The sequence below is a fragment of the Micromonospora sp. AMSO31t genome, from assembly GCF_008868175.1.
Classification (GTDB): domain Bacteria; phylum Actinomycetota; class Actinomycetes; order Mycobacteriales; family Micromonosporaceae; genus Micromonospora.
Genome location: NZ_WBKT01000057.1, coordinates 26,971 through 33,178 on the forward strand (window position 1 = coordinate 26,971; position 6,208 = coordinate 33,178).

The 6,208-nt window shown below is 73.6% G+C and carries 5 protein-coding genes; 3 read left to right on the plus strand and 2 right to left on the minus strand.

All coding sequences use genetic code 11. The features are described 5' to 3' along the window. Positions 1 to 21: 21 nt before the first annotated feature. A complete protein-coding gene (locus F8274_RS15285; RefSeq protein ID WP_151463055.1) occupies positions 22 to 1,551 on the plus strand; it encodes an FAD-dependent oxidoreductase in 1,530 nt (509 codons plus the stop codon). A 269-nt stretch (positions 1,552 to 1,820) separates the two neighbouring features. Next, positions 1,821 to 2,261, plus strand: a complete 441-nt coding sequence (locus F8274_RS15290) for an HNH endonuclease (RefSeq protein ID WP_151463056.1) — start codon at positions 1,821 to 1,823, stop codon at positions 2,259 to 2,261. 117 nt (positions 2,262 to 2,378) lie between these two features. Here the strand turns inward: F8274_RS15290 and F8274_RS15295 are convergent, their stop codons facing one another. Together F8274_RS15295 and F8274_RS15300 are read right to left on the minus strand one after the other, a co-directional pair. Next, positions 2,379 to 3,146: an enoyl-CoA hydratase/isomerase family protein gene (locus F8274_RS15295; protein WP_151463057.1), complete on the minus strand. Its 768-nt coding sequence runs from the start codon at positions 3,144 to 3,146 to the stop codon at positions 2,379 to 2,381. A 106-nt stretch (positions 3,147 to 3,252) separates the two neighbouring features. Continuing rightward, positions 3,253 to 5,655, minus strand: a complete 2,403-nt coding sequence (locus F8274_RS15300; RefSeq protein WP_151463058.1) for a M4 family metallopeptidase — start codon at positions 5,653 to 5,655, stop codon at positions 3,253 to 3,255. Positions 5,656 to 5,826: 171 nt separating this feature from the next. Here F8274_RS15300 and F8274_RS15305 point away from each other — a divergent pair. Continuing rightward, positions 5,827 to 6,208 (plus strand): hypothetical protein (locus F8274_RS15305; protein ID WP_370518235.1); only part of this gene is annotated, 382 nt, incomplete at its 3' end.

Consider the following 6,208-nt stretch of genomic DNA (forward strand, 5'->3'; position numbering starts at 1 on the left):
CCCGTCGGGTCGGAGGTGCGCGTGGCACTGTCGCGAGTGGTCGGCCGGCTCATCGGCGTACGCCGGCACCTGGTGGACCCCGGCGGCGGTGGCGCGCCGCGCGTGCCGCGACCGGTGCGGGCCGTGGTGGTCGGCGGTGGCATCGCCGGCATGTCGGCGGCCGTGGTGCTGGCCGAGCGCGGTGTCGAGGTGACCGTGCTGGAGGCCGCGCCGCACCTGGGCGGCCGGCTCGGCGCCTGGCCGGAGGAGTTGCCGGACGGCGTCCAGCGCAACGAGCACGGCTTCCACGCCTTCTTCCGGCAGTACTGGAACTGGCGGAACATCCTGCGCCGCGCCGACCCCACGCTGGGTTTCCTCAAGCCGGTGCCCGGCTACCCGATCCTCTCCGCGCGGTGGCCGGACGAGGAGTTCGGGCGGCTGCCGCCCGCGCCGCCGGCCAACCTGCTCGCCCTGCTGCTGCGCAGCCCGAGCCTGCGCCTGGCCGACCTGCGGGCCATGGACCGGGACGCGGCGCTGCCGCTGCTGGCCTACGACCCGGAGCGCACCTACGCCGAGTTCGACACCTGGACCGCCGACGACCTGCTCACCTCGCTGCGGCTGCCGGACCGGGCCCGGGCCATGCTCTTCGAGGTCTTCTCGCACTCGTTCTTCAACCACGAGGCGGAGATGTCGGCCGCCGAGATGATCGCCCAGTTCCACTTCTACCTGCTCGGCAACCCGGAGGGGCTGGCCTTCGACTGCCCGGACCGGGACTACGCGACCGCGGTCTGGGAACCGCTCACCCGGCACGTCCAGCGGCACGGCGCCCGCGTGCGCACCGGCACGGCCGCCGCCCGGCTGGACCGGACGCCGGACGGCTGGCGGGCGACCACCGCCGGCGGCGACACCCACGAGGCCGGGCACGTGGTGCTGGCCGTCGACCCGCCCGCGCTCGCCGCGCTGGTCGCCGCCTCTCCCGGCCTGCTCGCGGCGGCGCCCACGCTGGTGGCGCGGATGCCCGCGTTCGGCCGGCCCGGTCCCCCGTACGCGGTGGCGCGCTACTGGCTGGACGGCGACGTGCGCCCGGACCGGGCGGTGTTCAGCGGCGTGTCCCGGCAGCCCACCCTGGACTCGGTGACCCTCTACCACCGGCTGGAGGACGAGCCCCGGCGTTGGGCTCGACGGACCGGCGGCTCGGTGGTCGAGCTGCACGCGTACGCCTGCGAGCCGAACGTGCCGGCCGGGGAGCTGGCCGAGCGGATGCGGGCGGAGCTGGCGGCGCTCTGGCCGGAGGCCGCCGGCCTGCGGGTGCGCGAGCTGCGTGCCCGGGTCGAGGCGCGGGCCCCCGCGTTCACCCCGGGCAGCCACGCGGACCGCCCGGGGGTACGCACCGACGCGGCCGGCCTCTACCTGGCCGGCGACGGGATCCGGACCGACTTCCCGAGCGCGCTGATGGAACGCTCCGCGGCCACCGGGATCGTGGCCGCCAACCACATCCTGCGGGCCGAGGGGGCGGCGGCCGAGCCGGTCCACTCGGTCCGCCCGCGTGGCCTGCTGGCCGGCCGGCGCTGATCCGGCGGCGGATCGAAATGCGTTGCCCGCCTCTCCGGCGTGGATCTACCGTGAGCGCGCAAGGTCAACCACCGCTGCGGGAGCCGTCGATGTCGCTGCGACACGCCACCACGATGCCGTCGTGGCTGCTCGGCGACGGCTGCCGGGCCGAAGGTCCCCCGGCCGGACCGCCCGACTGACGCGCCCGCGCGTCCACGTCGTCGCCGCCCGTCCGCCAGGGACCGGGCGGCTTTTTGCTGCCGTACCACCGATCGTGAAGGGAGAGCCCGGTGGACGCCGTCCTCGTCATCAACGCCGACCTCGGCCCGCTGCACCGGGTCACCGTCCAGCACGCGATCCGGATGCTCTGCCGGCGGGTCGCCGAGATCCACGAGGCCGAGCCGGACCAGGTGATCGGCGTCTTCCCGATGCCGCGGGTGGTTCGCCTCGTCCGGTACGTGGTGACCCGCTGGCGGTTCAGCGCCGGCCCGGCCTGGTCCCGGGGCGGGGTGCTGCGCCGCGACGGCGGGCGGTGCGCCTACTGCGACGGCCCGGCCAGCACGATCGACCACATCCTGCCCCGCTCGCGCGGTGGCCGGAACACCTGGGGGAACACCACCGCCGCCTGCTACGGGTGCAACCAGCGCAAGGGCGACCGGACCCCGGCCGAGGCGGGCATGCCGCTGCGGCGGGAGCCGGTGACGCCGAGCTGGGCCTCGCTGGCGCGGTGACGGACGGCCGGCGGGCACAGGGGGTCGCGTCGGAGGCACGCCTCCGGCGCGGCGCCCGCCGGCCCCGGCCGTCGTAGGGTGTGACGCCCGTTCGTCCCGACGGTGACGGCGTGACGCTCAGCCGGCGGCCGGTGGGGTCCAGCCGAAGCGCGGCGGACGGCGCCCGGTGACCGCGGCGATCCCCTCGCGGGCCTCGCCGCTCTCCCGCACCTGCCCGTGCCACCAGGCGATGCGGTCGTCGTCGGCGCGCCCGTCGACGATCTCCTTGGCCGCCGCCACGGTGAGCCGGGAACGCTCGGCGATGGTGGCGGTCAGCGCCGCCACCCGCGCCGCGAGCCCGTCCGCCGGCAGCACCTCGTCGACCAGCCCGATCCGCAGCGCCCGCTCGGCGTCGACCAGCTCGCTCGTGAACAGCAGGTGCTTGGCCGCGGACGGCCCGACCAGGCCGGCCAGCCGCCGGGTGGTCGGCGCGGGATAGACCAGACCCAACCGCGCCGGGGGTACGCCGAACCGGGCGTCCGCCGCGGCGAGGCGCAGGTCGCAGGCGACGGCGAGCTGGCAGCCGCCGCCGACGCAGGCACCCTCGATCGCCGCCACGGTGGGCCGGCCGAACGCGGCCAGCCGCTCCTCGGCGGCCACCGCGATGCTGCCGTCACCCGCCTCCAGCAGCTCGTCCAGGTCGCCCAGGTCCGCGCCGGCGCAGAAGGTGCCGTCCGCCCCGGTGAGCACCAGCACGCGCACCGCCGGGTCGGCCTCCAGGCCGTCGAGCAGCACCGGGAGCTGCCGCCACATGGCCGGCGTCAGGGCGTTGCGGCGCGCCGGGTTCCGGATCACCACGGTGGCCACCGGTCCGCTCACCGTGACGGTCAGCTCCGCGTCCGACATCTCTCCCCCTCGCGCCGCTGGTTCTCCGGCGACCGTAACGGGCGGGGCCCGGTGACCACCCGCGTGGGGTGGCCGCCGGGCCCCGGGGTCGGGCGGTCAGGTCAGGTTAGGAGACGTTGACCGCGGTGTCGTCCACGACGAACGAGGTCTGCAGCGAGGAGTCCTCGGTGCCGGTGAACTTCAGGGTGACGGTCTGGCCGGCGTACGAGGCCAGGGAGAAGGACTTCTGGCTGTAGCCGCTCGCCTTGTTCAGGTTCGAGTAGGTGGCCAGGGTCGCCAGCACGCCGCCGGACGAGTTGAGCACCTGCACGGTCAGCTTGTCGTACTGGACGCTGCTCGTGCTCTCCGAGGAGTCGATGTGCAGCCAGAAGGTGAAGTTGTAGGAGGTGCAGCCGCTGGGCAGGCTCACCGACTGGGCCAGCGTGTCGGTGTGGGTGCTGCCGTAGCCGTCCAGCCAGGCGTTCCAGGTGCCGGTACGCGGCGGCTGGCCGCTGGAGCCGTACTGGCCGATGACGCCCGAGGTGGTCGACCAGCCCGTGTTGCCGGACTCGAAGCCCGGGTTGGCGAGCTTCTGGCCGGCGCCGGTGCAGCCACCGCCGGTGCCGTTCACGGTCAACGTGTAGGTGGCCGTCTTCGTGCCCGACGTCGCGCTGCCGCTGATCGACACCGAGTAGGTGCCGGCCGGCGTGCTCGCCGAGGTGGCGATGGTGAGCGTGGACGAGCCGTCCGAGGTCACCGAGGACGGGCTGAACGACGCGGTGGCGCCGGTCGGCAGGCCCGAGGCGGAGAACGTCACGGTCTGCGCGGTCCCGCTCGTGGTGGCGGTGGCGACGGTGGTGGAGACCGATCCGCCCGCGGTCACCGAGCCGGAGGTCGGGGAGAGGGAGACGGAGAAGTCGTTGCCGGTGGAGCTGCAGGGCGCGTCGTTGCCGGCCACGTTCACCGCGGTCCACGCCGCCTGGACGGTCTTGTACTCGGTGGAGCAGTTGCCGTACAGGTCGGTCGCCGCCTTGAGGGTGTAGGCCCGGGCGGTATTCGACGGGGTGGTGTTGTTGACGTACGAGGTGTTCGAGGTGAAGTACACGTCGAGCGCCCGGTACCAGATCTTCTCGGCCTTGGCGCGACCGATGCCGGTCACGGCCGGCGCCGAACCGCAGACCGGCGACGTGCCGTACGCGGTGGAGCCGGTGCCCTCGGCGAGGTTGAAGTAGAAGTGGTTGGCCACCCCGGAGGAGTAGTGGACGTCCTTGTTCTTCGTGCTGGTGCTCCAGCAGGAGTCGGACGAGCCGTCCAGCGACGGGTTGTACATGTAGCGCAGCGGCGTACCGTTGCCGTTGATGTTGATCTTTTCGCCGACCTGGTAGTCACCCGGGTCGCTCGGCGCGGCGGCGTAGAACTCCACCATGTTGCCGAAGATGTCGCTGGTGGCCTCGTTGAGGCCGCCGGGCTCACCGGAGTAGACGAGGCCGGAGAGGGCCTCGGTGACGCCGTGGCTCATCTCGTGACCGGCGACGTCGAGCGAGACCAGCGGGCGGGAGTTGCCCGAGCCGTCGCCGTAGGTCATCTGGGAGCCGTCCCAGAAGGCGTTGACGTAGTTGTTGCCGTAGTGCACCCGGCTCGGCACGCCCGCGCCGTTGCCGAAGATGCCGTTGCGGCCATGCGTGTTCTTGAAGTAGTCGAAGGTCTTCGCGGCGCCGAAGTGGGCGTCGACGCCGGCGGACTGCCGGTTCGAGTTGGCGCCATTGCCCCAGTTGTTGTCGGGGTCGGTGAAGGTGGTGCAGGTGCCTCCGGTGCTGTTGTTCATGTCGCAGGTGCGGCCGTTGCCGTGCGACGGGTCCACCATCTGGTAGGTGCTGCCGGAGAGCGTCGTGTCGATGCTGACCGTGCCGGTGTAGATGCCCTGGCCGCTGCCGACCACCATCTCGATCTCGTCGTAGGAGCCGATCACCTTGCCGGTGGTCGCGTCCGTGACGACGTGCAGCTTGGACGGCGTCTGCTTGTCCGCCTGCCAGCCGCTGGCGACGGTCTCCCAGGCCAGCCGGCCCCGGCCGGAGCTGGCGTCGACGAAGAGCTCCGGGGTGCCCACCGAGGTGAGCGAGCCGGAGAACGCCTTGCGCGCGCTGGCCTTGGCCGCGGCCGAGCCCACCTTGGCGGTGGTGCCCAGCGTGAGCGGCGCGGCCAGGCCGACCGACGTCCCGGCCAGCGTCCCGTTCGGGGCGGTGTGGATGACGAAGTCCCCGCCGTAGACGCGCAGGCCGTGGTAGGTCCGGGCGTAGCGGGTGTGGGTGGCCCCGGAGGCGTCCACCTTCGTGCGGACGGCCTGGTACGCCTCCCCGGCGGCGCCCTGGACGGCACCGGGGTTGGCGCGGAGCAGGCTCGCCGCCCGGGCTGCGGCGGCGGACTCGGGGGACGGGGCGCTCGGGGTTGCCGCGTGCGCCGTGGTGGTGACGCAGGTCAGCACGCCGCTGGTGAGCAGCGCTGCGCTGACGGCGGCGAGGGATCTTTTCACGGGCCCTCCTGAAGGGGGGAAGTTGTGACGGGGGTAGTCACTGATGTAGATATAGCGATACATCGAAGAACGTGAAAGGGTGCGAGCGCTTTCCTGCCGGAGACACTGACCGTTCGGACGATGCGACGGAACGTGTCGGAACCGGGTGGCCCCGCCGTGCGTCCGATCGGCATGAGAGCGACCCCCGTCGCGGCGACCCTCCTCGCCGCGCTCCTCACCCCGCTCGCCGGCTGCGCCCAGAACGGCGCCACCCCCGCGTCCGGCGGCCCGGCGCCGGCCACCGCCGCGCCGGTGGTGCTCACGAAGTCCGGCGGCATCGTCGGGCTCAAGGACACCGTCACGGTGCAGCCCGACGGCCGGTGGACCCGGGTCGACCGGGCCGGCACCTCCCACACCGGCCGGCTCAGCGACGCCGACCTCGACCGCCTGCGTCAGCTCGCCACCGACTCGCGGCTGGCCGCCGAGGCCGCCGCCACGGTCCCGGCCACCATGTGCGCGGACGCGTTCAGCTACCGGCTCACCGTCGGCCCGACCACCACCGGGTACGTGGACT